This window comes from Glaciecola sp. MF2-115, from assembly GCF_047250385.1.
GTDB lineage: Bacteria > Pseudomonadota > Gammaproteobacteria > Enterobacterales > Alteromonadaceae > Glaciecola.
On the sequence record NZ_JBLBVM010000030.1, the window covers coordinates 18,937 to 43,092 of the forward strand.

Below are 24,156 nucleotides of genomic sequence, written 5' to 3' on the forward strand. Positions count from 1 at the left end.
CTGTTCCCTATCAACAAAATTACACTGCGAAAATAAACAACTGCAGTACCTTTTCGTGGAGTATTAATGAGTTCAACCCCTTCCTTTTTCTTTAAAGCCTGCGTGATAACATTTTTTATCGCATCAGGGTGTGCAACTCTCGCCAACTTTAGTTTAGACGACAAGTTTGGTGATGCTGATACGACTAACCGTGATGTTAGCACTGCGACTGACACTTCTTTTAATACCCAATATCCTGACTTTTTTACGCAAGAAGCCAAACCTATCATTGAAAGTCGATGTGTCGTTTGCCACGCCTGTTACGATGCACCATGTCAATTGAAAATGACTTCAGTAGAGGGGATCGAACGAGGAGCCAACGAACAGAAAGTATATGATGGCGCGCGTTTAATTGCAGCCACGCCCAATCGACTCTTTATCGATGCTTTTGAAACACAGCAATGGCGGGAGCGAGATTTTTTCCCCGTTCTGAACGAACGTGAACAAACGCGCGCAGCGAATACGCAAGCCAGTGTGTTAGCACGCATGCTCAAGCTAAAACAACAACATCCTCTACCCAATCATAAATTATTGGATAAGCGCTTTGATGTGAGCATGAGTCGCGAGCAACAATGCCCGACTATTGAAGAATTTGATCAATATGCGCAAGAACAACCTTTTGCTGGTATGCCATACGGCTTGCCCGGTTTAACAGAGTCCGAAGATAAAACATTAATGACATGGTTAGAGCAAGGCGCGAGAATGCCTTCGGTGAAGAACATGTCGAGTGAAGAGCGAAGTGCTGTCGACGCTTTCGAGTTGTTTCTAAACGGTGATTCCCTCAAAATGCAGCTAAGTGCGCGTTATATCTACGAACATTTATTTACCACGCACCTTTATTTTAGTGAAATTACGACAAGCAATACACAGCCTCAGTTTTTTAAATTATATAGATCCAGCACACCAACCGGTCAAGCCATTAAAGTGATTGCAGGGACACGCCCATTTGATGATCCAGGAGTTGAACGCGTTTATTATCGGCTGCAAGCCGTCACCTCGACTATTGTGAATAAAACCCATCAGCCATATGCAATTGATAAAAAGTTAATGGATAAGTGGGAAAAGTGGTTTATAAACGCCGACTATAAGGTGAACAAATTACCCGGTTACGCCCCCGAGGTTGCCGCCAATCCGCTTATAGCATTTGAGCAATTGCCAGAGGATTCACGCTACCGGTTTATGCTGGAGCGTGCTGAAAACACCATTATGGGCTATATCAAAGGTCCAGTTTGTCGTGGCCAAGTTGCACTAAACGTGATTAACGACAGATTTTGGGTGTTTTTTGTCGACCCTGATTTTGTTGATAGTCCAAAATTAAACGCATTTTACGCCTCGCAAACAGAAAATTTACGAATGCCTGCACAAGAAGAAAGTACTGCCTTAGCAAGTGATTGGATAAAGTATGCTGGTCGCCAAAGTGACTATCAACAAGCACGTAATAAGTTTCTAAACGATAACTTCGAAAATGCAGAGCACCTTCGCGTTGATGCTATTTGGGATGGTGATGCACAAAACAAAAATGCAAGTTTAACGGTATTTCGCCACTTTGATAACGCTACAGTTGTGAAAGGTTTAATCGGCACGCCCCCGAAAACAGCGTGGGTAATCGACTATGTCTTGCTTGAGCGAATCCACTATTTATTAGTAGCTGGTTTTGACGTTTACGGCAACTATGGTCACCAACTTTTAACTCGCCTTTACATGGATTTCTTGCGCCTTGAAGGAGAATCCAATTTCCTCGCCTTCTTACCCCCAAGCGAACGCCTAAAAGAACAAAAATCTTGGTATCAAAAGGCAGGAGATGAGTTAACTGAATATTTTGAAGGAAACGTGGATCCGTTTACCCATCCAAGTGGTATTCAATTTTCTACCACTGACCCTAAGCAAGAGCTATACACGAAATTTAAGGCGCATCTTAAAGATGTTCAACCAAATAGTTATCAACTTAGCACAAGCGAATTGAAGGAAAACAGTTTGGCCTTGCTGCGCCAACTTAATCGCGTGAATGGTAAAGGTGCTTCAATCTTGCCTGAACTCACAATGATCATGGTTGAGTCGAACACAAGCCACTCCCCTGAAATTTTCACACTTATCCGCAACAGCGCCCATTACAATGTGAATAGTTTGTTTAATGAAGATGATAACCGAGATATCAAAAACGATACGGTAACTTTGGTACATGGCATTTTGGGTAGCTATCCCGATGCCTTTTTGCATGTTAACGAAAGTGAGATTGCTGGCATGGTCGCCGATGTTGAACGGATCAGATCTGAGTTAGATTATACTCGCTTAATGGATAAGTATGGAGTGCGACGCACCGCGCCAGATTTTTGGTCCTTCAGTGATAAACTGCACGCTGCATATTTACAACATAACCCTGTTGACGGAGGTTGGTTGGATTATAACCGGTTGGAGAATAGGTAGTGATGTGAGTCATTGTCGGCATGGAATCTAATTGCAAATTGGGCTTCAAACTGATTTTGTGAGGACGCGGATTAGGGCTCGTAGGATTATTTCCTTAGTCCGCTTGCAATCTAGCATATAACATAGCTCCCTCTTGCGCGGAGCCCTGCATAATATTGATTTCCTGAGCTAATTGTTGCGCCAGTAGAGGTTGATAAGTACTTGCCAAACCACCGGTTATGAATATCGGCTTATCTGAACTTAGCTTGTTGGCTTGCAGCACAGAAATCAGATAATCCCTACCTTTCTCTAGTAATGTTCTTGCCGTTTTATTGTCAGATTTATATAAGTCTACGATGATCGGAGCAAGAACAGCATAGTCAGTCGCGCGCTTGAGTTTGAAGCGAGTTAAAATTGCATCAATATGCTTAGCTTTATTGGCTTCTGAAGGTGGGTAATCTAGCTCAAGTTCTTTTGAAATTACAGAACAAAACTCATCATCACGCACAATGTGATCATAAGATTTTAAAAGTAGTTTCACCGCACTTAAACCCAACCAAGCTCCGCTAGCATCATCTCCATGAAAAAAACCATGGCCGCCATATTGAGCGACGTTAGACGCTTGATAATGTGCAATAGATGAACCCGTGCCTGTTATGATCACGATACAAGGATCACCTTTGTTCGCTGCAAAACAACTGGCATGTAAGTCACTGATCATATAAAACTGTTTAAAGGAGTGCCGCCACTTCAAGAGTTGTTCTTTCGCAAGAGCGGTTTGTCCACCGGCGCACCCTGCACCAACAACAATATTTGATGAATCGGTATGAATCTTTGAATCGCTAATAGCAAGTGAAATTGCATGCTCAATTTGCTGCATGGCTGAGGCAAAATCATTAAAAACGTTGGCTGGGCCGGCTTTACCTGAACCTAAGAGTCTAGCCTTGTCGTCATATAAGGATGCTCGGCAGTGAGTACCACCCGCATCTATACCAACGAAATAGCTCATTCTACGAATTTCCGAGGAACTCGCTTCGAAATTCGTGTCATCAGTTCGTAGCCAATTGTGCCAATCTTTTTAGCAACTTCGTTTATGGGCAGGTTTTTCCCCCATAATTCAACTTTCGTTCCAATTTCTATATTTTCAATATCAGTAACATCAAAGGTCAGCATATCCATTGAAACACGCCCGACTAACGTCCCTACCTTTCCTTCGAAAAGTGCTGGGGTGCCAATTGGCGCGTGACGCGGATAGCCATCGGCATAGCCTATCGCAACGGTTGCGATTACAGATGTTTGTTTGGCAGTCCAAGTGGCACCGTAACCAACCGATTCACCTGCTGCAATAGTGCGTAATGCAATCACTTCACTATTTAATTGCATCACTGGTTTTAAGAGAACCGCCACCTCATTATTTTCAAATGGTGAACTGCCATATAGTGATATTCCCATTCTGTTCCACATTTTTGCGGAATCGGGTAAACAAATATTAGCGGCTGAATTGGCGATGGATAAACAATCATGTCGTTGCGACATGACATTCATAAATTTATTAATAGCGATACTTGAAGCATTATTATCAGGCTCATCAGCTGTGGCTAAATGCGTGGCAATCACCGTATTTTTATGAAATATGTGGGGGTATGCTTCAGCAAGCTGTTGGTAATCCTCAATCATTAAACCTAGGCGATGCATGCCGGTATCAAACTTCACCCAATGATGACTTTCATCTAGTTCGTTGTTTGCGATGCGCTTGTTGATCCAATTAAGTTGTTGTTCAACATGCAGCATCCAAACCACATTAAGGACTTTGCTTAACTCGCACTCTTGTTCCTGATGCGGGCCTTGAAGCACGAGGATGGGCTGAGTAATTCCCGCTTCTCTCAATTCAAACACTTCATCGAGGAAGGCAACAGCAAACATGTCGGCTTCATCACGCAAGCAATTCGCTACCGCAAGCGCACCATTTCCATAGGCGTCTGCTTTCACAACAACCACTTGTTTGCTGTTTGGTGCGCAGGAGCTCATCGCTGCAAAGTTATGTTTTAAGGCACCGAGATCGATGCTAGCGTGAGTATATCTGGCCAAAAAGAAATATCCTGTTAATTAGTAGGTTGATAGTAAACTAGTGAAACTTGTTTTTCATCATGATTAATGGGTTAATGGCAAGATAAATCAAGCGAATGGGCAAAAAATCGCTTTCAAGCTTTTTGAAAGTAGATATCGCCCTCAAAATAACTAAAAGAGCGTTATGATTGACCAATTTTCTACAATCGACTGGCTTATTTTTGCTGGCTACGGACTGATACTTATTACCAGTGGCTGGTTATATAACCGCCAAGCGGCAACCTCAAATGACTACTTTCTCGGTGGGAAATCGATACCTATGTGGGTGGTTGCTATTTCGGTATTGGCAACCTCACAGAGTGCTGCAACATTTCTTGGTGGTCCAGACCAAGGTTATCGTGGCGATCTAACTTACCTCGCAACTAATTTAGCAGGTTTCATAGCTGCGTTTTTCGTCGCTCGCTTCTTACTACCCAAATTCTACCAGTTTAAAGTATTTACGGTGTATGAATTGCTAGCACAACGCTTTGGCGATCAGGCCAAATATCAAGCTGGTTCGGTTTATTTAGTTGGACGTTTATTTGCAAGTGGCGCTAGGCTATACATGGCAGCCATCGCGATTGCTATGATCTTGTTCGGTAATATCGAAGCCTCTAGTGTCATCATTTCTATCGCATTAATAGCGACTGTCGGATTGATCTATACCGTCTACGGCGGCATTCGCACGGTAATATATAGCGACGTGATTCAATGTATTGTGTATATCTCTGCTGCATTGCTAGTGCTGGGGTATTTGTTGTATAGCATCCCTGCTGATTTCAGTGCGATCATAAATGCGCTACAAAACCCGAGTGATGGCTCCCAATCCAAACTGACACTAATCGACTTTTCATTGGATTTTTCACCTTCAGGTGTATTTGGTTTTTGGTCAGTGATCACCGGTTTTGTGTTATTGAATATTGCCGCATTTGGTATGGATCAGGATGTCACTCAACGCATGCTCACCTGCAAAGATTCTAAAGAGGCAACGAAAGCTTTAACCTCCTCAATACTTATGGGCATACCGGTAGTTCTGATTTTTGTCGTTATTGGAATGCTACTCTATATTTATTATCAACGCCCCGACTTGATGAGCCAAAGTATTGCTAACGGAGAAGTGCCTACGCCAGAATTTGTAGGCCAAACCGTGACGATATTCATGTATTACGTTCTCACCGATTTACCTAACGGCATCAAAGCGGTAGTAACAATTGGTATTATTGCAGCAGCCTTATCGACTCTGAATTCAGGTCTAAATTCAATGTCCTCTGTAGCGGTTCAAGATATCTATCGTGGCATGCTACTTAGCCGCGGAAAAACACTGTCTGAAAGTCAAACGGTAATGGCTGGAAGAATCAGTATGATTGTTGTAGCAATAGCACTAAGTCTAATGGCCGCATTGTGCTTTTACTGGCAACAGCACAGCGATATGCCATTGCTTGCCTTCGCGCTTAGTGTGATGATTTTCTCTTATAGTGGCTTACTCGGTATTTACTTCACTGCCTTGTTCAGTACTAGAGGCTCTCCATTCTCAATTATCGCGGCATTATTCATCGGATTTATCATCCCAGTGTTGATGCAACCTTATATAATGGGCTTATACCTTCCTGAAGAATATCAATTCAGTTTAGGTTTCTCTTGGCAACTGCTTATCGCAACGACAGTCGCTACTGCAGTGTGCATGTTAGGTAACAACAATTCCGCAAAGGCTAACAATGACTGATACCCACGACATACTGAATGAGCTAAATAGCATTCCTTCTGAAGCAATAAACTCAGCAAGTGAGCACATTGACTTAATGAGTACAGTCGAAGTATTGCAATGCATTAACGAACAGGATGCACTAGTTGCTCCCGCTGTTTCGAAAGCCATACCCGACATTAGCAAAGCAGTAGATGTCGCTGTTGATTGTTTGAAGGATGGAGGCAGACTCATATATATTGGCGCTGGCACAAGTGGCAGACTCGGTATATTAGATGCCGTAGAGTGCCGTCCCACATTCAGTGTCTCAGATAATATTGTCGTCGGTCTAATAGCGGGTGGTGAAAGAGCCCTTATACACGCGGTTGAAGGAGCCGAAGACGATAGCAATGCGGCACAACAAGATCTCGAGAACATTCAATTTAGCAAAAAAGACATGCTGATTGGTTTAGCCGCAAGTGGACGTACCCCTTATGTAATTGGTGCATTAAAGTTTGCAAATTCATTGAATGCAACGACAGCCTGCATTGTTTGTAATCCTCAAGCCCCACTTATCGACATTGCAGATATTGGTATCTGTGCCAATGTTGGGCCGGAAGTATTAACGGGCTCAACTCGGATGAAGTCAGGCACAGCTCAGAAGTTGATTTTAAACATGATCAGCACTGCCAGCATGATCAAATTAGGTAAAACCTATAAAAATTTAATGGTTGATGTAAACGCAACAAACCAAAAGCTACTTGCGAGAGCCATTCGAATTGTCATGCAGGCAACCGACTGTGAAGAAAGTGTCGCCGTTGAAGCGCTAGCAATTTCGAATAACAACGCCAAGCTTGCTATACTTAAGATACTTACAAATAACGACATTGAAACGTGTGAAAATTTGTTGAAGCAGAGTGATGGATTTCTGCGAACTGCATTGAATAGTAATCAATAAACAAAAATGGGCATTTACTAGAGTTTTTTTAGAGAACAATATTGAAGTAGTCACGCTTTTTGCACCACATGATGAAAACCTCTACAGAAAACGATGTGGCATTTATCGTTTCAAACGCAAAAATCCAAATGGAAAGCACATAGATGGGCCTGAGAAAGAAACAAGTCCTAACATGACCACTGATAAAGCTATACGAGCTGTACCAACGCTGACCAGTAACATAGATGCATCTTTACGAAGATTCATAGTGTATAAGTTTAAAACCACTTCGGTGTTCTGATTCAACACCTGGTACTAATGGATAATTGATGAAACTACTCTCATCCAACGAGCTGAAAATGCTCCATGAAAACCGCGTTGCTAATCTTGACAGAAAGCAAATCATGCCTGCGCATATTGAACAGCTGATGATTGATTTATCAGTGCGTAATGATATTGAGAGCAGATTGGTCGGGCATTCTTTCTCGGGCCTGCCTATTAGTTGTTTCAGTATAGGCACAGGTCCAATCAAAGTTTTGATGTGGAGCCAAATGCATGGTGATGAATCGACGGCCACAGCTGCTGTTTTAGATATCCTCCATCTGCTCAGTAGCGAAGACACAAAGCCTTTACTAAACGATAGATTAGATACCAATTGGCAAAACTTAATAACACTGCACATTGTTCCTATGCTCAATCCAGATGGCGCCCAAGCCGCAACACGAGAAAATGCGCAATGTATTGACATTAACCGCGATGCGCTCGCCCTCCAAACGCCGGAAGGCAAAATACTTGATAGTTTAGTGACTGAACTTTGCCCTGATTACGCATTCAATTTACATGACCAACACGATTACTATCGTTGCGGTGTTGACGGTAAGTCCTCGACACTTGCTTTTCTTGCGCCTGCATTTGATGTTGATAAAACCGTAAACCTATCGCGTCGTAAAGCGATGGCATTGATAGCGCTAATGAAATCACAGTCAAATTCACTTTTGCCTAAAGGTATTGCCCGCTACGATGATGAGTTTTCTGCACGCTCGTTCGGTGACCAAATTGCAAAGCGTGAGGTAAGTACCATTTTGATTGAATCAGGTCATTACCCTGACGATGCTAATCGCGAAGTTGCCCGTACAATGAACGTTTGTGTATTGATACATGCTCTCAACATGCTGTGCAATCAAGACAACTGGAATACAGACGAGAAGCTAGAGGCACTTGAAGAGAAGTATTGGCAAATACCTGAGAACCAAGAATATAAATTATGCGACATCTTGATTAAAAATGTGGGATTTGCAGAAGGATCTTATACTGCAGATATTGCAATTCGCAAAAACTCTCGCTTCAAGAATGCCTTCGTTGTTGCAGAAATCGGTGATTTACATGAGCAGTTTGGCCTTCGAACGATTGATGCAAGTGGCTACATCTATAATTCGGGTCGACCTTACTTGCTAGATGAGAAGCTGCAGTTAAACGAAGAGAGTTATTTTAGCCTTCTCAAACAGGGATTTAGCCATTTTGTAGGTGACCCAGTATTGTTAGCTAATCAAACTGATTACGTTACCATTGATAATCCCAAATTCTGGCATGATGACCAAAGAATGCTCCTTGGCATCGTCCCTGCTGGCTTTTTAAGCAAGGATGGCAAACTGAAATATGCAATTATTGAAAGTGACGTTATCCCCCTTTAAGCATAATTTCTGTGCTTAGTATTTTATTAGTGCTCAAAAATGTGGCACTCTAGTGCCATGAGAAGGTTACAACCAACATTTAAATCATGCGTTTCTGAATTAATCAAAAGCTATTACTTAAACTGAATACTATGAAAAACCTAGCGTACTTATCAAGCTTACTTATTCTGTTCTTCTCACTTGTTTCACAATCATATGCCCAAGACGTAAAAGAGGCTACGATTGTTCTAAGTGCTGAAATGCCTGATATATCAAGCTCAGACACAGCCAGCTTTGCTGAATTACACCATTTAGTCAATCAAAACAAAGAGCGCAATAGCAATACATTCTTCTTTTTTGGCGGAGCGTCTATCGGTCCAAGTGCGCTGTCTAATCTAGACCGAGGATCACATATAATCGATATATTGAATAGTCTTGAGCCTGATGCTATGGGTGTGGCAAAGCGTGATTTTAGCTACTTTGAAGATGAGTTATCACTCAGATCATACGAAGCTGCATTTCCGATTGTAGCAAGTAATATCATTGATACTCGCACAAACTCCTTTCTTGATGGACTTGCAGACCGCGCGATGATTACCAAAGGCGATATTAAGTTAGGTATTTTATCTATAGTTAATGAACGCTTGATTGAGGAATACTTACTTAAAAACGCCAAGGTCAAAAACCCACTAGAAACAATAGAGGCCAAAGCCAAGGCCCTACGAGATGCCGGCGCTGATATTATTTTGCTACATTATTATTCGCCTTATGATTTTGTACCGCAACTTTTACAAAACAAAGTGATTGATATAGCCTACATATCAAACCCACGTTTAACGACTTCGGAACGTGAAGAAATAAGTAAACATCCTAAGATAATGAGTATGGATGTTACCGACACGGCAATCGTCGTCAAAATGGCTGTAGATGCCTCCGCTAGTATTCGTTCCATTGAACTAGTTAAGCTAATTGACATATCGCCCGATCCGACTGTTCAAGCTCAAGTCAATGCGTATAAATTTAGACTTGATAGATTACTCGATGATCGCATTGGATATTGGGATGGTGAATTTTCTACGCTTCGAGAGGATGTTAGAAGTGGGCAAAACGCTTTCGCCAACTACGTAGTGGATACCATGCGCAAGATTACCGACGCCGACGTTGCGTTGATAAACGGCGGTAGTATTAGAGGCGACAGGACTTACAGAAAGAATGCAGTGATAACAAGAAGGACTATTGCCAGCGAACTTCCTTTTCGCACTAACCTGAATGTTATTTCTATTAGGGGTGAACAATTATTGGATGCGATTGAGGTTGGTCTTGCAGGTTTAAATGAACTGGAGGGCACTTTTCCTCACATCTCAGGTATGAGTATTGTTTTTGATGCCAGTAATGAAGCCGGTAATCGTGTTGTATCTGCCAAAATAGAAGGAAAGGATATCGATCTTGAAAAAGAGTATATCTTGGCAACTACAGACTATTTATACAATGGAGGCGATGGCTACAAAACCTTGGCATCCGGTCGACAAATTCAGGACTCTATATTTTTAGATAGTATATTAATTTCAGATTTAGTTCAGCGTAATGTGCGCCTTCAAGGAAAACTCAGTAGTAGTATTGATGATCGATTGGCAGATATCTCGGCGAGTACTAAAAAATGAAAGTAAATAATAGGCAAACTATTCGATTATTCACCTATGCACAGTTTGCTATCGTCGCCGTCTTCTCAATTGTTGTTTTATTTTCTACCATTCGTTTAACGGAAATTGGAAAAATTCTTGCTGAACTGACCAACGAAACAGTACCGAAAGTTTCGTACGCCGCAACGTTAAATACCCAAATACAGAACCTCGCAACCTTAACTGCCGTTCTAGCAAATGCTCAGAGCAAACCAGCTCGTCAGTTGGCGCGTGAGAGTGTCCAAAAAAGTATGCAACAAATTAACGACACCTTATTGAAAAACTCGACCGATAGCACTTTCCTATTTACTCGCCTAAATACTCTTTATAAGGAAATTCACGAACTCGACGAGTTGGTGCTGCAAAGGATTATATTTCAGAAGCAACTTGAAAATAGCAAAAGTCGACTGAATGCCGAGATACAAAAGCTACTAACAAATACCCGTGAAATTAATGGTCCAAGTAATAGTGAGAGTATGCTGGTTGAAGCCTTGTTACTAAGCGTCAAAATTACCGAGGAAAGTCGACTTCATGAAATAAGACAAATTGAAGCCAATTTGCTTGAAATTCTTGAGCGCTTAAAATTTCAATTCGACGCAAGTGAAATGAATGAGCAATTTAATACCAAGAATATAGAAGCACTTCTATTTGACCCCGAAGGCCTGATTAACCAAAAAATCCAATCATTACGTATTGAAGGTCGAACACGAGGTAGAGATAATTTTGTTAGAAATTTGATTGCTGATGCTTCAAGTAACTTGCAATATCAAGCCTATGTCGTCAATAAAACGAGTATTGAGAACGCACGAAAATCTACGCTGTTAACCCAGCAATATTCAATACTGACGATCGCAGCTGGCGCCCTAGCAGTATTGCTCGCTTTGGCCATCATTTACTTCTTGCATAAGCGCATTATCACACGCTTGATGGCTCTATCTAGACAGGTTAGAAAGGCTGCTAACTCCCCAGATGCAAGAATAACGGTAGAAGGGAATGATGAAATTTCTGAGCTCGCCAATATGTTTTCGATATATCAAGAGCGTGTAAAGGAACAAGAAAGTACATTGTTGAATATGACGCTGACAGATCCATTAACCGGCATCCCAAATCGTCGAGCATTTGAAAGTAAACTCATCGAAACCATCGATTTAGCACTGCGAAGTCAAAGCGATGTCAGTGTGCTGATGATCGATATTGATTACTTTAAAGCCTATAATGATCATTATGGACATTCAGCCGGAGATGCATGCTTGCGCCTGGTGGCAAACGAATTAAATAAAACGTTATCAAGGCAAACTGATTTTTGCGGACGGTTTGGTGGAGAAGAGTTTGTCTGTATCTTACCAAACACCGACTTGGCTGGCGCTAAAGCAGTGGCAGAGTCCTTACGAAAAGCAATAGAAAGCCTAGAAATACCGCATGAAAAAGCAAGCACTAATTCATTCGTGACAGTGAGTATTGGTGCTGCGACGTCAGTGTTTAACAAAAACACTCATCTCACAAAAGAGATTTTGGTTCTACAAGCCGACAAAGCACTGTACAGAGCTAAAGAAAAGGGACGAAATACTTGTTGTTTCTTTGAATAGACTTAATTGATATTAACCAGTCAATTCCCACCAGCCTTTTGATTAGCCAGCCTTTTGATTTGCCAGCAGTGCAGCAAGTAAGGCTTTGAAACTGCTTGAATGAGATCTTTCGATTTCCACCTGATAGTCGTATGTAACGAGAGCTAAATTTCCTGCTAGTGCAAAACTAAAATAAATTTTATACCTGTATCTAGTTGTCTTGTTCATCATGCCTTGTTAGATTTGACGAATATAAGGTAATGCTTTAATTGAATACACTTCTTTAATGTTCTTTTTAATTGTCTTTAGAGTAATAGAAGTCGTTTTTTAGGGTCAAAGCCAAACAGTTTGTATAGGAAAAATAATGCCAAAATGGATAAGGCTAGCCCAAGTTTCACTCGTTGCTAGCGCTGTTTTTTTAGTGAGTTGCACGAGCACTTCAGACATCGAATCAATGCCGTCTAAGAACTATAGTGAACGAGTTAAATCCTTGGTCATGCATTTTACTGCGGTTAACTACCAAGAGTCGGTCGATGCACTCGTGGCCGAAGGCAATGTAAGCTCTCATTATTTAATCCCTCGACTCGATGACTCAAGTTATCCTCACGATAGGCTTAAGGCATTTCAATTAGTTGATGAAAATAAACGCGCTTGGCATGCTGGGCTTAGTTATTGGCAAGGGCGTTCAGGCCTGAACGATCATAGTATTGGCATAGAAATAGTTAACGTTCCTTTTTGCCAAGAAGATAATCCCGCAGATGCTTCCCTTTCTGCTATCACACCACAAATAATGGGCGCAGAAAAAAATCGAGATTTGTGCATTTTCCCTGAATTCGAAGAAGAACAAATCCAAATTTTAATCAAACTCTCGAAAGAAATACTTGAGCGGAATCCAGATATTGAGCCGACTGCAGTCATTGGCCATTCTGATATTGCCCCCTCAAGAAAAAATGATCCAGGACCAAAATTTCCTTGGTATCGCCTATATCAAGAAGGGATTGGCGCGTGGTACGACAATGAGAGCTTAAGTTATCATTGGCTGGCCTTCAATCAAACACCACCAAGTTTAGCACTGATACAGCAAGCGTTAAGCGCCTACGGATATGACCTTGTCGCAACTGGAAGAATGGACCAGCAAACTATCGACACTTTGTCGGCGTTCCAAATGCACTTTTTACCTTGGCAAGTTACGGGCGAGTTCGATAATCAAACCGGAGCCGCTATATTTGCGCTTCTTGATAAGTATTTCCCAGAGAAATATGAGCAATTAAATACAATCTATCAATCTGAAGTGTTAAGTGCCCAAATTAACAAACAGGCTATCAAGGAGAGTGTCCAACAATCTCAATTGACTAAGAGCTTCCCTGAGCCGCTTTCCAATAATGAGGAACAGTTAGCCAATCGAGCACAGTTTAAAGCCTATAAAGGCAGAGGCGAGCTGTTTATTGAAACTACCGACGCACGCTCTGCTGACATATTTATAAATGGACAAAAGTTAAATTTAGGCAACTTCGACCAAGCGCAACGCACAAGAGTTTCTATCCATAGGCGCACGATAGATGGTCAAAACAGCCTGCGTGTTGAAAATGTGCAACCCGCTGGCGCAAGTATCAAAATAAGTATCCCCTACCCAACATTGGCATACGAGGTTGCGCCATTTAAACCTCTGTTTCGACATGTTGATCGTTTCATTCGAGATGAAGTTAAAGAAGGCTTTCCGGGCGCAGCGATAGCCGTTGTCTATAAAGGTAAAATAATTAAGAGAACAAGCTACGGTTACGCCAAAAAGTACGATGCGATTGGTGAGCCGTTAGCGCAGTTAGAGGCAATGAGCTCAGAACATATGTTCGACCTCTCGTCCAACACGAAGGTCTTTGCTACCACTTTAGCGATCATGCAACTGGCCAATGAGGGCGAAATTGATATTTATCGACCTGTGCATTATTACATTCCGGAGTATCGTGGTAACGGTCGAGAAGTTGTCCTAGTGCGGGATTTACTCGCTCACGCTTCTGGCTATGCTGATGAATTTAAATTCTATCGCCCTGATAACAAGTACGGTGAATATTTCTATTCACAAAATAAGCTGAAAACAAGTCGCTTACTGCTTACAGCACTGCCTTTTGAGTCCGTGCTGGGTAGTACACAGGAATACAGTGATACCAACTTTATGTTGTTAGGCCTATTGGTTGAACGCGTTACTGGCATGTCTTTGGACGAATATAGCCAAGAAAAAATCTATTCGCCATTAGGACTAAAAAACACCTTGTTTAACCCACTTAGAGCAGGGTTCAGCGCTGAGCAATTCGCTGCCACCGAGATATTTGGGAATACCCGTGGCCGCCATATAGATTTCCCGAATGTTCGCGAGCACGTACTTCAAGGGGAAGTGCATGATGAAAAAGCCTACTACTCCATGCAGGGCGTTTCTGGACATGCTGGACTCTTTTCCAACACCGATGACTTAGCCATATTAAGTCAAATGATGTTGAACGGTGGCGGTTATGGGAATGTGAAACTATTTAATGAAGCGACCATGGCGCGCTTTATAAAGCCTTCGGGCAAATCAAATAACATTGGTCTGGGATGGCAACTCGCCAGCGACAAGAGTAAGCAAGACTTATTCAGTCCTTATGCGAGTGCATCTGCATTTGGCCATACCGGGTGGACCGGAACAGCTGTTGTGATTGACCCTAGTTACGACCTAGCCATTATCTTATTAAGCAACAAACGTCATTCTAAAGTCACAGCCATTGAAGATGATTACGAATTTGCCGCAGACAAGTTTGAAACCGGCAAATATGGTAGTGTCATCAGCATGATTTACGAAGCACTCATTGAATTTGAAGCCCAGAAACAGCTTCAGAATGAAAACTAGGAACTAGACTATGGAATGGCTTACCATCCTCCCACCCGTTATTGCAATTACTGTTGTTGTTTGGAAAAAGGAAGTTATCTTAGCCTTGTTCTTGGCTATCTTGTCTTCAGAACTCTTACTGGCGATGAAGCTAAGCGCCAATAGTGTGATATCAACACCCATAAATACAATTGATCGGATTGTTAATACAGCAGCTTCAGCGGGAACAACAAGCATACTTATTTTCAGTCTACTTGTTGGTGCGCTATTGGCTTTCATTCGTGACTCGGGAGGCGTCAGTGCTACCGTTAATCGCGTGATTGGAAGTGGCTTGATCAATTCTAAGAAACGAGTTGGTGGCGTGACAATGTTTACCGGAATGGCGATTTTCATTGAATCCAACTTAAGTGTGCTCACCGCGGGTATTTTTGCACGTGGCTTATTTGATAAATATAAAATGAGCCGTGCACGTCTTGCTTATATCATCGACTCTACCTGTGCACCTATTTGTATTCTCATCTTGTTGAATGGCTGGGGAGCGTACATCCTTGCTTTAATTAGTACCTACGATCTTGGACTAGATCCACTTGCTGTGTTGTGGGGCACTCTACCCTTTAATGTCTACGCATGGTTAACGCTTGTTGTGGTCGGCTACACTATATTTTTCGATAAAGTACACGGTCCTATGAAAGAAGCGGAAGATGCACTGGAATCAGTAGAAACCTCATTAGACGCAACACCAGCAACAAAATCTCGATTCATGCTTGTGCCGTTGTTAGTGATGATTATTGGGATGTTTGGCTTTATGTTCATAACAGGTGATGGCGATATCACCAAGGGAAGCGGCAGTAAATCCGTTCTGTATGCTACATTTCTCGCTTGCGTTGTTGCCTATATACTTCTGCTATGGCACAAACGCTTTACACATCAGCAGTCTATAAAAATCGGCTTCAATGGTATGGGTGAACTATTGCCTTTAGTCACTATAGTGTTGCTTTCTATTGCCTTGGGTTCTAGTCTAAGAGAACTAGGGACTGGTATATTTGTATCGGGGTTAGTAGGTGAAAACCTACCATTGATTCTTGTTGTGCCGATGCTGTTTATCGCCGGAGCAATTATGTCTTTCACAACCGGCACTTCATGGGGGACATTTGCTATTCTAATCCCAATAGGAATGCCTTTAGTCGCCACTTTAGGTCTGCCACCTTCATTAGTATTAGCAGCTATTTTAGGCGGTGGGATTTTTGGCGACCACTGTTCACCCATTTCTGATACAACAGCAATCTCATCACTTGCCGCAGGGTGTGATTTGTTAACTCACGTTAAAACACAAATGCCTTATGCACTCTCTGTTGGAGGTGCAACCATCATTGCTTACATCTTATTGAGTCTACAAATATTGTTCTAAGAACACGTTGCCTAAAAACAGATAAAGCGCTCAAAAGAGCTTTGAGCGCTATTTTGCGAATAACTGAGTTTCGTCAGCAAAGGCTTTAAACTCTAAAGCATTTCCTGCTGGGTCAAGTAAGAAAAAGGTGCCTTGTTCGCCAACCTTACCTTCGAACCTGATATAAGGCTCAATCACAAAACGTTGTTTGGACGATATTAAGTTATCGGCTAATGCTCTCCAATCAGCCATATTCAATACCACACCAAAATGCGGAACGGGAACAGCCTTAGAGTCGACATCGTTTGGCCCTGGTAGTTTGGGCATTTCAGCAACTAAATGAGTCACTAATTGGTGACCAAAGAAATTCCAGTCAATCCACTGCTCACTACTGCGCCCTTTTTCACATTTCATTAGGCCGCCATAGAAGCCCTCAGCGTCGGCTAAATTAGTCACCGGGATGGCTAGATGAAAAGGTGCTGGCATATTAGTTTCCTATGAAAACTTTTTAAGTAACATTAACTTAAACTTACTGAAAGGTGCATATCGTAAGGGCGCGTCAAATTTAAAACTACGCTTCATTACAGACTTCTTATGACTGAAAGTGTCAAAACCAGCCTTACCATGATATTGCCCTATACCACTCGTACCCACGCCGCCGAATGGTAAGTCGTGATTCACGAGAAAAATATTGGTGTCATTAATACAAATTGAACCAGCACTCACTTGCTCAACAAACTCTGCTTCAAATTTATCATTTGACGTAAATACATAGGCCGCCAGGGGTTTTGCTCTGCTGGTCACAAAATTGAGCATTTGAGATTTAGTTTTACAGGTTACAATCGGTAAAATCGGGCCGAATATTTCTTCTTGCATCACAGCCGATTCAGTTGAAGGTTGGACAAGGACTGTGGGCTCAATATAGCAATGATCTATATTGTGCTTGCCACCATGGATAATATATTCACCATCTAAGTAATTAATTAATCGAGCACAATGTCTCTGATTAATAATGCGTCCGTAGTCTTTATTATCTTTGGGATCATTACCATATTGTTCTTTAATTTCGGCAATTAGACGCTGGCTAAAGTCAGCGAGGTATTCTTCTTCGATAAGAATGTAGTCTGGCGCTACGCAGGTTTGCCCAGCATTCATCCATTTACCCCAAACAATGCGCTTAACTGCTATTTCCATATTGCTTGCGCCATCGACAACACATGGACTTTTACCACCAAGCTCCAAAGTAACAGGCGCGAGGTGTTTAGCTGCCGCAGTCATAACAATTCGACCGACGTGCTCCCCGCCAGTGTAAAAGTATTTGTCAAACGCTTGGGCTAAGAGCTCTGTTGTTTCATCTTTGCCGCCTTCAACCACTTTGAATGCGTTATTATCAAGGTATTTGGGTACCAACTTAGCGATAAGCGCTGAAGTCGCCTCGCTCAATTCTGATGGCTTAATGACAGCACAATTGCCAGCCGCTATGGCTGCGATAAGAGGGGCAACAACTAATTGAAAAGGATAATTCCATGCACCAATGATTAAAGCCACGCCAAAGGGCTCACTTATCGTGTAACTCTTGCCTGGTTTTGCCATAAGTGGCGTGCTGACTTTGTTGGGTTTCATCCACGATTTTAAGCGTTTTAAGTTACCCTTGATATCGCTTGTCGAATAAGCAATTTCAGTCAACCAGGCTTCCGTATCACTTTTTCCTAAATCGCTATGTAATGCAGCTATTATGTCTTTACTATTCTCAGTAATCAGTTGATTTAAAGCCGTTAATTGCTCAACTCGCCACTGATAAGACTTGCTCCGCCCCGTCGCGAAAGTACGCTTCAACTCATCAATAATAGCCACACTAGAAAAACTTGGGCTGGCTTGTTGCCTTGAATCTGAGACTTCTTGCATGAATACACTCGCGATAATTAATAGATTAAGTACATCGTAGCAAAGCCTTTGCTATAAGCAAACTTTAGCCGAAGCCTAACTGCAAATTATATGACTCTGCAGCGCTTAAGTAGTTGGCAAAAAAAATGCTGACATCAAGCCAGCATTTGTTTTGTCGAATTCCGCTCTTAGCTTAGACAGCTTTTACGAAAATGTCGCTTTATAGTTTAATCCGAAAACGGATTGTGCAAGACCATAGTATCCGCACGATCAGGGCCTGTAGATATAATATGAACAGGAACGCCTGTAAGCTCTTCTAAGCGCTTAATATAGTTCTGAGCAGCGGTAGGTAAACCTTCGTAAGTAGTCACACCATAAGTGTTATCAGACCAACCCGGCATGTCTTCATAGACTGGAGTCACAAGGTCATAACCTTCTGCAGCTAATGGTGGAATTTTACTGACGTTACCAGCAGCATCTTTATAGCCAACACAAATGCGCAAAGTTTCTAAACCATCAAGAACATCCAGTTTGGTTAAGCAAAAACCTGAAATTGAATTCAGTTGCACTGCACGAAGCATCGCGACTGCATCAAACCAACCCGTGCGTCGTTTACGACCAGTGGTTGCGCCAAACTCGTGGCCTTTGATACCAAGGTGCTGACCAACTTCACAATCTAACTCAGTTGGGAATGGACCTGAGCCAACACGTGTTGTGTAAGCTTTCACAATACCCAAAACATAATCGATATGAAGAGGACCGAAACCCGCTCCCGTACAAACACCACCAACCGTTGTATTTGACGAAGTCACATATGGGTACGTGCCGTGATCGATGTCTAGCAAAGTACCTTGAGCACCCTCGAACATGATGGCTTGTTTGTTCTTTCTAGCCGTTTCAAGTAAATCAGTAACGTCAACGACCATTGATTTAAGCAAATCAGCTACTGATAAGGCTTGTTCAAGCACTGTATCGTAGTCAACCGCTTCAACTTTATAGTATTCAGTTAGCATGAAGTTATGGTAACTAAGCACTTCTTTTAGCTTTATCGCGAAGTCTTCTGGATTAAAGAGATCACCCACGCGTAAACCGCGACGAGATACTTTATCTTCGTATGCAGGACCAATACCACGACCCGTTGTGCCAATTGCTTTATTACCACGCGCTTTTTCGCGTGCAACATCTAGTGCAATGTGGAAAGGTAAAATTAGTGGACACGCTTCACTGATCACTAAGCGCTCTTTAACTGGTATCCCACGCTCTTCGAGCATAGCCATTTCAGTAAGAAGTGCTTCAGGGCTTAATACCACTCCATTTCCAATCACACACTTTACGTTTTCACGCAAAATACCTGAAGGAATTAAATGAAGTACGGTTTTTTCGCCATCAATTACGAGAGTGTGACCTGCATTGTGTCCGCCTTGATAGCGCACAACAAAAGAAGCCTGTTCAGTTAGAAGGTCAACGACCTTACCCTTTCCTTCGTCACCCCATTGGGTGCCGAGTACAACAACATTTTTAGCCATGAGAGGTATATATCAGAAAATTAGGACGCGATTTTAGCAAAGATATGGGGTAAAAATCACCCCATATTTAGTATTTATATATTCCTTATTAGAAAATAGGCACTTACAGAGCCAATGACTACCAAAACACCGCCCATGCGACGAAGAGATTCAGTAGGTTGTAGCGCCATTTGCATTAAAAACTGCTTCCACTTGTTTGGCATAATTAAAGGCATCGCCCCTTCAATAATAAAAAGAAAACAAAGCGCCAATAGGATACTTTCTAACATCTATTGCTCAGTATTAGTAAAGCAAACTGTAAATCTTACGACGATACTGTGATTTAAGTGGGTCACCGTCAGGTAATGCATTGATCATATCGAGCGTTATTTTTTTAGCCTCACCAAAACCTAAGTCTTTTCTTAACACTGACAAAAGCAAAATAAGCGCTTCTTCATTTCTATGTGCTTGATGCAATTGCACAGCTAATTTAACTTTCAACTCCATATTGTCAGGATCAGCATCAAGCTCAGCTTGCAATTGTTGGATCTCTGGTGAATCAGCAGCTTGCTCTGCTAATTCTATTTTGCCTACTATCGAATGATACTTAGCATCTTGATCAGCCAATGTCACCGCTTCAAGGAGTTTCTTAGCTAGTTCCGCTTGCCCTACTTCTACATAGCAATCGGCCATCATTAGGCGAATATCGACTCTTTCGTTGTTAAGTTCAAAAGCTTGTTTCGCAAAACTAAAAGCCTCATGGTAATTATTCTGCTCTACTAGTTCTGCAGCTGACTTCAGTAAATCGTCCTCAGCTTTCGGCAAATGTTTATCTAACATCTCGCGAATCTGTCTTTCTTCCTGTGGACCAGCAAAACCATCCAGTGGCTGACCATCTTTCACCAAAATAACGGTGGGCAAACCTTTGATACCAAATTGACCCGCTATTTCTTGCTGCTCATCGCAATTGACGCGAGCATAAAGTAGGTCATTTGGGTACTCGCTTGCAATGCGGTGCAACAGTGGCGCTAACTCGGTGCAGGGCTCACTCCAAGGTGCCCAAAATTGAATCATCACAACCTTCGTTTTTGAATCTTCCAATATAATTTGCTGGAAGTTCTCTAAAGTAATATCTACTGGGTTTGTGTTTACTTCTTGCAACATAACTCTGCTTTTTTGTTTAATGCGATACAGGTAATTATTGGGTTTTATTCCTAGAAAGCAACCCGTTTTCAACAGGCTCGAACTAATTGTTTATTGAATACGGTATGCTACTATCGAAAACGGTCTTTAAAGTGATTTAAAAAGCACCTAGAAATGAATGAAAGCAAATAAGATTCAGGGGCTTATTCTTTGATTAAGTGAAGAGTTAGCCTCCTTATAAAAGCTCTTATTAAAAGCTGGTCGAAAAAGGTTGGTTAAAGTGGAAAAAAAATATAAAAGTTTTGCAGAGTTTTATCCTTATTACTTATCAGAGCATGAAAACAGCACCTGTCGTCTGTTGCATTTTATCGGCTCATGTTTGGTCCTAATAGTAATAGCTTATTCAGTTTTCACTAGCCAATACGTTCTATTGTGGCTTATTCCCCTAATTGGATATGGGTTCGCTTGGGTTGGGCATTTTTTTTATGAACACAACAAGCCAGCTACTTTTCAGCACCCCATCTATAGTCTAATGGGTGACTGGGTGATGTTTAAGGATATTTTAATTGGAAAAATTTCGTTAAAGCCCCAGAATTAAGCTTTCAAAAGCCAGATACGAAAACGGCTAGCTTCTTTAGCTAGCCGTTCAAATGGTTTTACTAGACTCAAGATCTAAGTCTGCCTTAGCCTTTTGTGAGTCTTAACACCTTACCTTTAACATCATCCGTCAAAACGTAAATACTGCCATCTGGTGCTTGTTTCACGTCACGAATACGTTCATTGCGGTCTTTAAGCAATTCCTCTTGAGCAAGGACTTTCTCACCATCCATCGTGATCCTATTTAAATATCTAAACTTTAATGAACCTACGAATAGGTTACCTTTCCATTCAGGAAATTCATCGCCGGTATAAAAAGTCATTCCGCTTGGAGCGATTGAAGGATCCCAATAAGTTAAGGGTTGACGCATACCTTCCATTGCGGTTTTATCCGTAATTTCTGTACCGTTGTAATTAATACCAAAAGTAATTTTGGGCCAGCCATAGTTATCGCCTTTGTTTAAGATATTAACTTCATCACCGCCTTTTGGACCATGTTCATGCGTCCAAACTTGCCCATTACTTGGGTGCAAAGTCATGCCTTGTACGTTGCGGTGACCGTAAGAAAATATTTCCGGCGCTTTTCCGCTAATAAAAGGGTTATCCTTTGGCACAGTTCCGTCATCATTGACTCTAACTACAACCCCAAAGTGATTATCAGTCGATTGAGATTCTTCCTTCTTTGTGCGATCGCCCAAAGAAATGAACAACTTATTATCATTGTCGAAAACCAAGCGACAACCAAAGTGATGTGCACTGTCTATCTTTGGTTGAGCGACAAATATTTGGGTCACATTCTCTAGTGTATTACCGACTAATTTACCCCGATGCACTTCACTACCCCGAGTATTGCCGTCAGCAACAGATAAGCATACGTAAACCCATTGGTTTTTGTCGAAATCAGGGTGTAATGTCACACCAAGCATGCCGCCTTGACCAACGACAGCAGCCTCTGGCAAGCCACTAATTTCTGGGCCAAGTTCGCCAGCTTTAGTTAGCTTGCGAAGTCCACCAGCACGTTCGGTAAGTAATGCATCGCCGTTTGCCATAAATGCGATGCTCCAAGGGTTCTTCAAGCCAAGTGCAATTTCTTCAACCTTGATATCGGTTGCCATGGCAGAAATTGATATCGCGCCTAAACTAGCAGCTAGCAATGATTTTTTTAAAAATGTTTTAAGCATATTGTTCTTCTTTTCTTAATTTATCGTGTTTGATACGGGCATAGATTCTATTTGTATCAATTCAAAGTTTAGTTCTAATCCTGGGTTTAAAGTTATTCAATAAGCAATTAAAACTGAAGGCTTGCTTACCTAGCATCTTTTACTTCTATCGGTACTCGCAAGACTTTGTTTTTTTCAAAAACTAGAGAGAGCGAAAACTCTTCACCTGCTGTGAGCGGTTTCTTCAACCCCATTAGCATGATGTGTTTACCACCGGGTTCAAAATTCAAAAGCGAGCCAGAAGGTATATCAAAACCATCCTCAGCTTCACGCATCTGCATCATTCCATCGCCCATTAGGGTTTCATGCAATTGGGCATCATCCGCAATAGAAGCCTCTACATTAACCGCTAAAAGCTTAATATCATGCTTGCTTTGGTTATTGATAGATAAGTAGATAGCGCCCGTTTTGGCTAGAGCGAATGTTGATCTTGCCCACGCAGCATCAACTGTCACTTTTCCTTTTGCTTCTTTGTGCCCATGTGCAAGCACACTAAAAGAACTCACCAAGCAAATAACGATGGTTAAAATAAACACTTTGGATAACAACTGCATGGGCATTTCCTTTTGAATTGAATAGAGCATAGATGAGACCTTAAAACTTACTTTGCAAATGGTTACATATATTCCTTATCTAATTCAAACAAAAACCACTATTTACTTTTACTCAAACCAGGAACACGAAATTTATAAGGAGTAGGAAGTTTGATGTCTTTATTTGCAACTTTTAGCGCATCGTATAAGGATTCCATATCGTACTGGTGGTTTATAGTAAGTTGGTACTTGCTACCATCTGATACAATTACGAATATAACTGGATAATCAGTTTGAGAATCGGTTTGTTGATCAATCTCAACAATATCAGAAACATTTAGTTTCCAATTATATTGTTCAAATAGAGGCTCCTTGACCTCAAAGTACTGTCTATCGACGCTGATAGAAAATGTTTTCTTTGTTATATAAAAGTATAAGGCGAAAAGAACTAAAAGAATCAATACGCTGAAATAACCAATTTCAAACCAGTACCTTAAGGCCTCTAGTTCGCTATTTTGTTGCGCCCAATATTCAACACCAAGGTACATGATCGTCGCAATAGCGATATTGATTCCAATACCAACTAAGGTCTTCTTATGGTTTTTCTCATGATAAAAGAGTGATTTTTTCATACTGATACTTTCATGTCCCTGGCGGCTAATACGTTTTAAGGCTAGATTAAAATGTAGTTGTATTCGTATGCTTTGTCCAATAGGCATACATTTCTTGCCCGTCACCACTGCACAGGCGGTGGTCTCTTTAGAGGCAGTTTTTTACCCGTCACCACCGCGCAGGCGGTGGTCTCCTTAGAGGCAGAGAACCGACGGATTACACTCACTGAAATTTGTTACACCCAACACGTCATTCCCACGAAAGTGGGAACCCCCAAAACAGCATAGATAATTCAAAAAAAGAAGTTATTTCAATAACATAAAATCTGTTGTTATCGA

General features: G+C 41.6%; 19 protein-coding genes. 9 read left to right on the forward strand and 10 right to left on the reverse strand.

Annotation, left to right across the window (positions count from 1 at the left end; genetic code table 11):
- The first annotated feature begins 66 nt into the window (after nucleotides 1-66).
- The gene (locus tag ACKLNX_RS01085; RefSeq protein WP_411692863.1) at nucleotides 67-2,463 is read left to right on the forward strand and encodes a fatty acid cis/trans isomerase; all 2,397 of its coding nucleotides are present in this window, start codon (nucleotides 67-69) and stop codon (nucleotides 2,461-2,463) included.
- Nucleotides 2,464-2,557: 94 nt separating this feature from the next.
- Here ACKLNX_RS01085 and ACKLNX_RS01090 read toward each other — a convergent pair whose 3' ends face one another.
- Nucleotides 2,558-3,451 (reverse strand): BadF/BadG/BcrA/BcrD ATPase family protein, encoded by an 894-nt coding sequence (locus ACKLNX_RS01090; RefSeq protein ID WP_412970903.1) that lies wholly within the window; start codon nucleotides 3,449-3,451, stop codon nucleotides 2,558-2,560.
- Entirely contained in the window at nucleotides 3,448-4,530 is a 1,083-nt protein-coding gene (gene alr / locus ACKLNX_RS01095; RefSeq protein WP_412970904.1) for an alanine racemase, read from the reverse strand. The genes ACKLNX_RS01090 and alr overlap by 4 nt, the downstream gene beginning before the upstream one ends.
- A 163-nt stretch (nucleotides 4,531-4,693) precedes the next feature.
- On the opposite strand from alr, the gene ACKLNX_RS01100 reads away from it, so the two are divergent.
- The 7 genes from ACKLNX_RS01100 to ACKLNX_RS01130 all read left to right on the forward strand — a co-directional run bounded on the left by ACKLNX_RS01100 (nucleotide 4,694) and on the right by ACKLNX_RS01130 (nucleotide 16,345).
- The gene (locus ACKLNX_RS01100; RefSeq protein ID WP_412970905.1) at nucleotides 4,694-6,271 is read left to right on the forward strand and encodes a sodium:solute symporter; all 1,578 of its coding nucleotides are present in this window, start codon (nucleotides 4,694-4,696) and stop codon (nucleotides 6,269-6,271) included.
- Nucleotides 6,264-7,187: an N-acetylmuramic acid 6-phosphate etherase gene (murQ, locus tag ACKLNX_RS01105; protein WP_412970906.1), complete on the forward strand. Its 924-nt coding sequence runs from the start codon at nucleotides 6,264-6,266 to the stop codon at nucleotides 7,185-7,187. The genes ACKLNX_RS01100 and murQ overlap by 8 nt, the downstream gene beginning before the upstream one ends.
- Nucleotides 7,188-7,495: 308 nt before the next feature.
- On the forward strand, nucleotides 7,496-8,857 hold the full coding sequence (locus ACKLNX_RS01110) for a M14 family zinc carboxypeptidase (RefSeq protein WP_412970907.1): 1,362 nt from the start codon (nucleotides 7,496-7,498) through the stop codon (nucleotides 8,855-8,857).
- Nucleotides 8,858-8,988: 131 nt separating this feature from the next.
- Nucleotides 8,989-10,497, forward strand: coding sequence for a bifunctional metallophosphatase/5'-nucleotidase (locus ACKLNX_RS01115; RefSeq protein WP_412970908.1), 1,509 nt, complete (start codon nucleotides 8,989-8,991; stop codon nucleotides 10,495-10,497).
- Complete coding sequence (locus tag ACKLNX_RS01120) at nucleotides 10,494-12,101, forward strand: diguanylate cyclase (RefSeq protein WP_412970909.1); 1,608 nt, start codon at nucleotides 10,494-10,496, stop codon at nucleotides 12,099-12,101. The genes ACKLNX_RS01115 and ACKLNX_RS01120 overlap by 4 nt, the downstream gene beginning before the upstream one ends.
- Before the next feature lie 343 nt (nucleotides 12,102-12,444).
- Entirely contained in the window at nucleotides 12,445-14,958 is a 2,514-nt protein-coding gene (pbp4b, locus tag ACKLNX_RS01125) for a penicillin binding protein PBP4B (protein ID WP_412970910.1), read from the forward strand.
- A gap of 10 nt (nucleotides 14,959-14,968) precedes the next feature.
- Nucleotides 14,969-16,345 carry a Na+/H+ antiporter NhaC family protein gene (locus tag ACKLNX_RS01130; RefSeq protein ID WP_412970911.1) on the forward strand — a complete coding sequence of 459 codons (1,377 nt, stop codon included), beginning with the start codon at nucleotides 14,969-14,971 and terminating at the stop codon, nucleotides 16,343-16,345.
- Nucleotides 16,346-16,393: 48 nt separating this feature from the next.
- On the opposite strand, the gene ACKLNX_RS01135 is transcribed toward ACKLNX_RS01130, so the two are convergent.
- From ACKLNX_RS01135 to ACKLNX_RS01155, 5 genes are all read right to left on the reverse strand, one after another.
- On the reverse strand, nucleotides 16,394-16,810 hold the full coding sequence (locus ACKLNX_RS01135) for a VOC family protein (protein WP_411692853.1): 417 nt from the start codon (nucleotides 16,808-16,810) through the stop codon (nucleotides 16,394-16,396).
- A gap of 9 nt (nucleotides 16,811-16,819) precedes the next feature.
- Nucleotides 16,820-18,229, reverse strand: coding sequence for an aldehyde dehydrogenase family protein (locus tag ACKLNX_RS01140; RefSeq protein ID WP_412970912.1), 1,410 nt, complete (start codon nucleotides 18,227-18,229; stop codon nucleotides 16,820-16,822).
- Nucleotides 18,230-18,435: 206 nt separating this feature from the next.
- A complete protein-coding gene (locus ACKLNX_RS01145; protein ID WP_412970913.1) occupies nucleotides 18,436-19,734 on the reverse strand; it encodes an adenylosuccinate synthase in 1,299 nt (432 codons plus the stop codon).
- Nucleotides 19,735-19,808: 74 nt separating this feature from the next.
- On the reverse strand, nucleotides 19,809-20,003 hold the full coding sequence (locus ACKLNX_RS01150; protein ID WP_411692850.1) for a DUF2065 domain-containing protein: 195 nt from the start codon (nucleotides 20,001-20,003) through the stop codon (nucleotides 19,809-19,811).
- A gap of 13 nt (nucleotides 20,004-20,016) precedes the next feature.
- A complete protein-coding gene (locus ACKLNX_RS01155; RefSeq protein WP_411692849.1) occupies nucleotides 20,017-20,877 on the reverse strand; it encodes a tetratricopeptide repeat protein in 861 nt (286 codons plus the stop codon).
- A gap of 259 nt (nucleotides 20,878-21,136) precedes the next feature.
- Here ACKLNX_RS01155 and ACKLNX_RS01160 point away from each other — a divergent pair, with 259 nt between their 5' ends.
- Complete coding sequence (locus ACKLNX_RS01160) at nucleotides 21,137-21,454, forward strand: Mpo1-like protein (RefSeq protein ID WP_412970914.1); 318 nt, start codon at nucleotides 21,137-21,139, stop codon at nucleotides 21,452-21,454.
- Between the two features lie 85 nt (nucleotides 21,455-21,539).
- Here ACKLNX_RS01160 and ACKLNX_RS01165 read toward each other — a convergent pair whose 3' ends face one another.
- The 3 genes from ACKLNX_RS01165 to ACKLNX_RS01175 all read right to left on the reverse strand — a co-directional run bounded on the left by ACKLNX_RS01165 (nucleotide 21,540) and on the right by ACKLNX_RS01175 (nucleotide 23,838).
- The gene (locus tag ACKLNX_RS01165) at nucleotides 21,540-22,634 is read right to left on the reverse strand and encodes a PQQ-dependent sugar dehydrogenase (RefSeq protein WP_412970915.1); all 1,095 of its coding nucleotides are present in this window, start codon (nucleotides 22,632-22,634) and stop codon (nucleotides 21,540-21,542) included.
- A 125-nt stretch (nucleotides 22,635-22,759) separates the two neighbouring features.
- Nucleotides 22,760-23,227 (reverse strand): copper chaperone PCu(A)C, encoded by a 468-nt coding sequence (locus tag ACKLNX_RS01170; RefSeq protein ID WP_412970916.1) that lies wholly within the window; start codon nucleotides 23,225-23,227, stop codon nucleotides 22,760-22,762.
- A gap of 98 nt (nucleotides 23,228-23,325) precedes the next feature.
- On the reverse strand, nucleotides 23,326-23,838 hold the full coding sequence (locus ACKLNX_RS01175; protein ID WP_412970917.1) for a hypothetical protein: 513 nt from the start codon (nucleotides 23,836-23,838) through the stop codon (nucleotides 23,326-23,328).
- Between the last annotated feature and the right edge of the window lie 318 nt (nucleotides 23,839-24,156).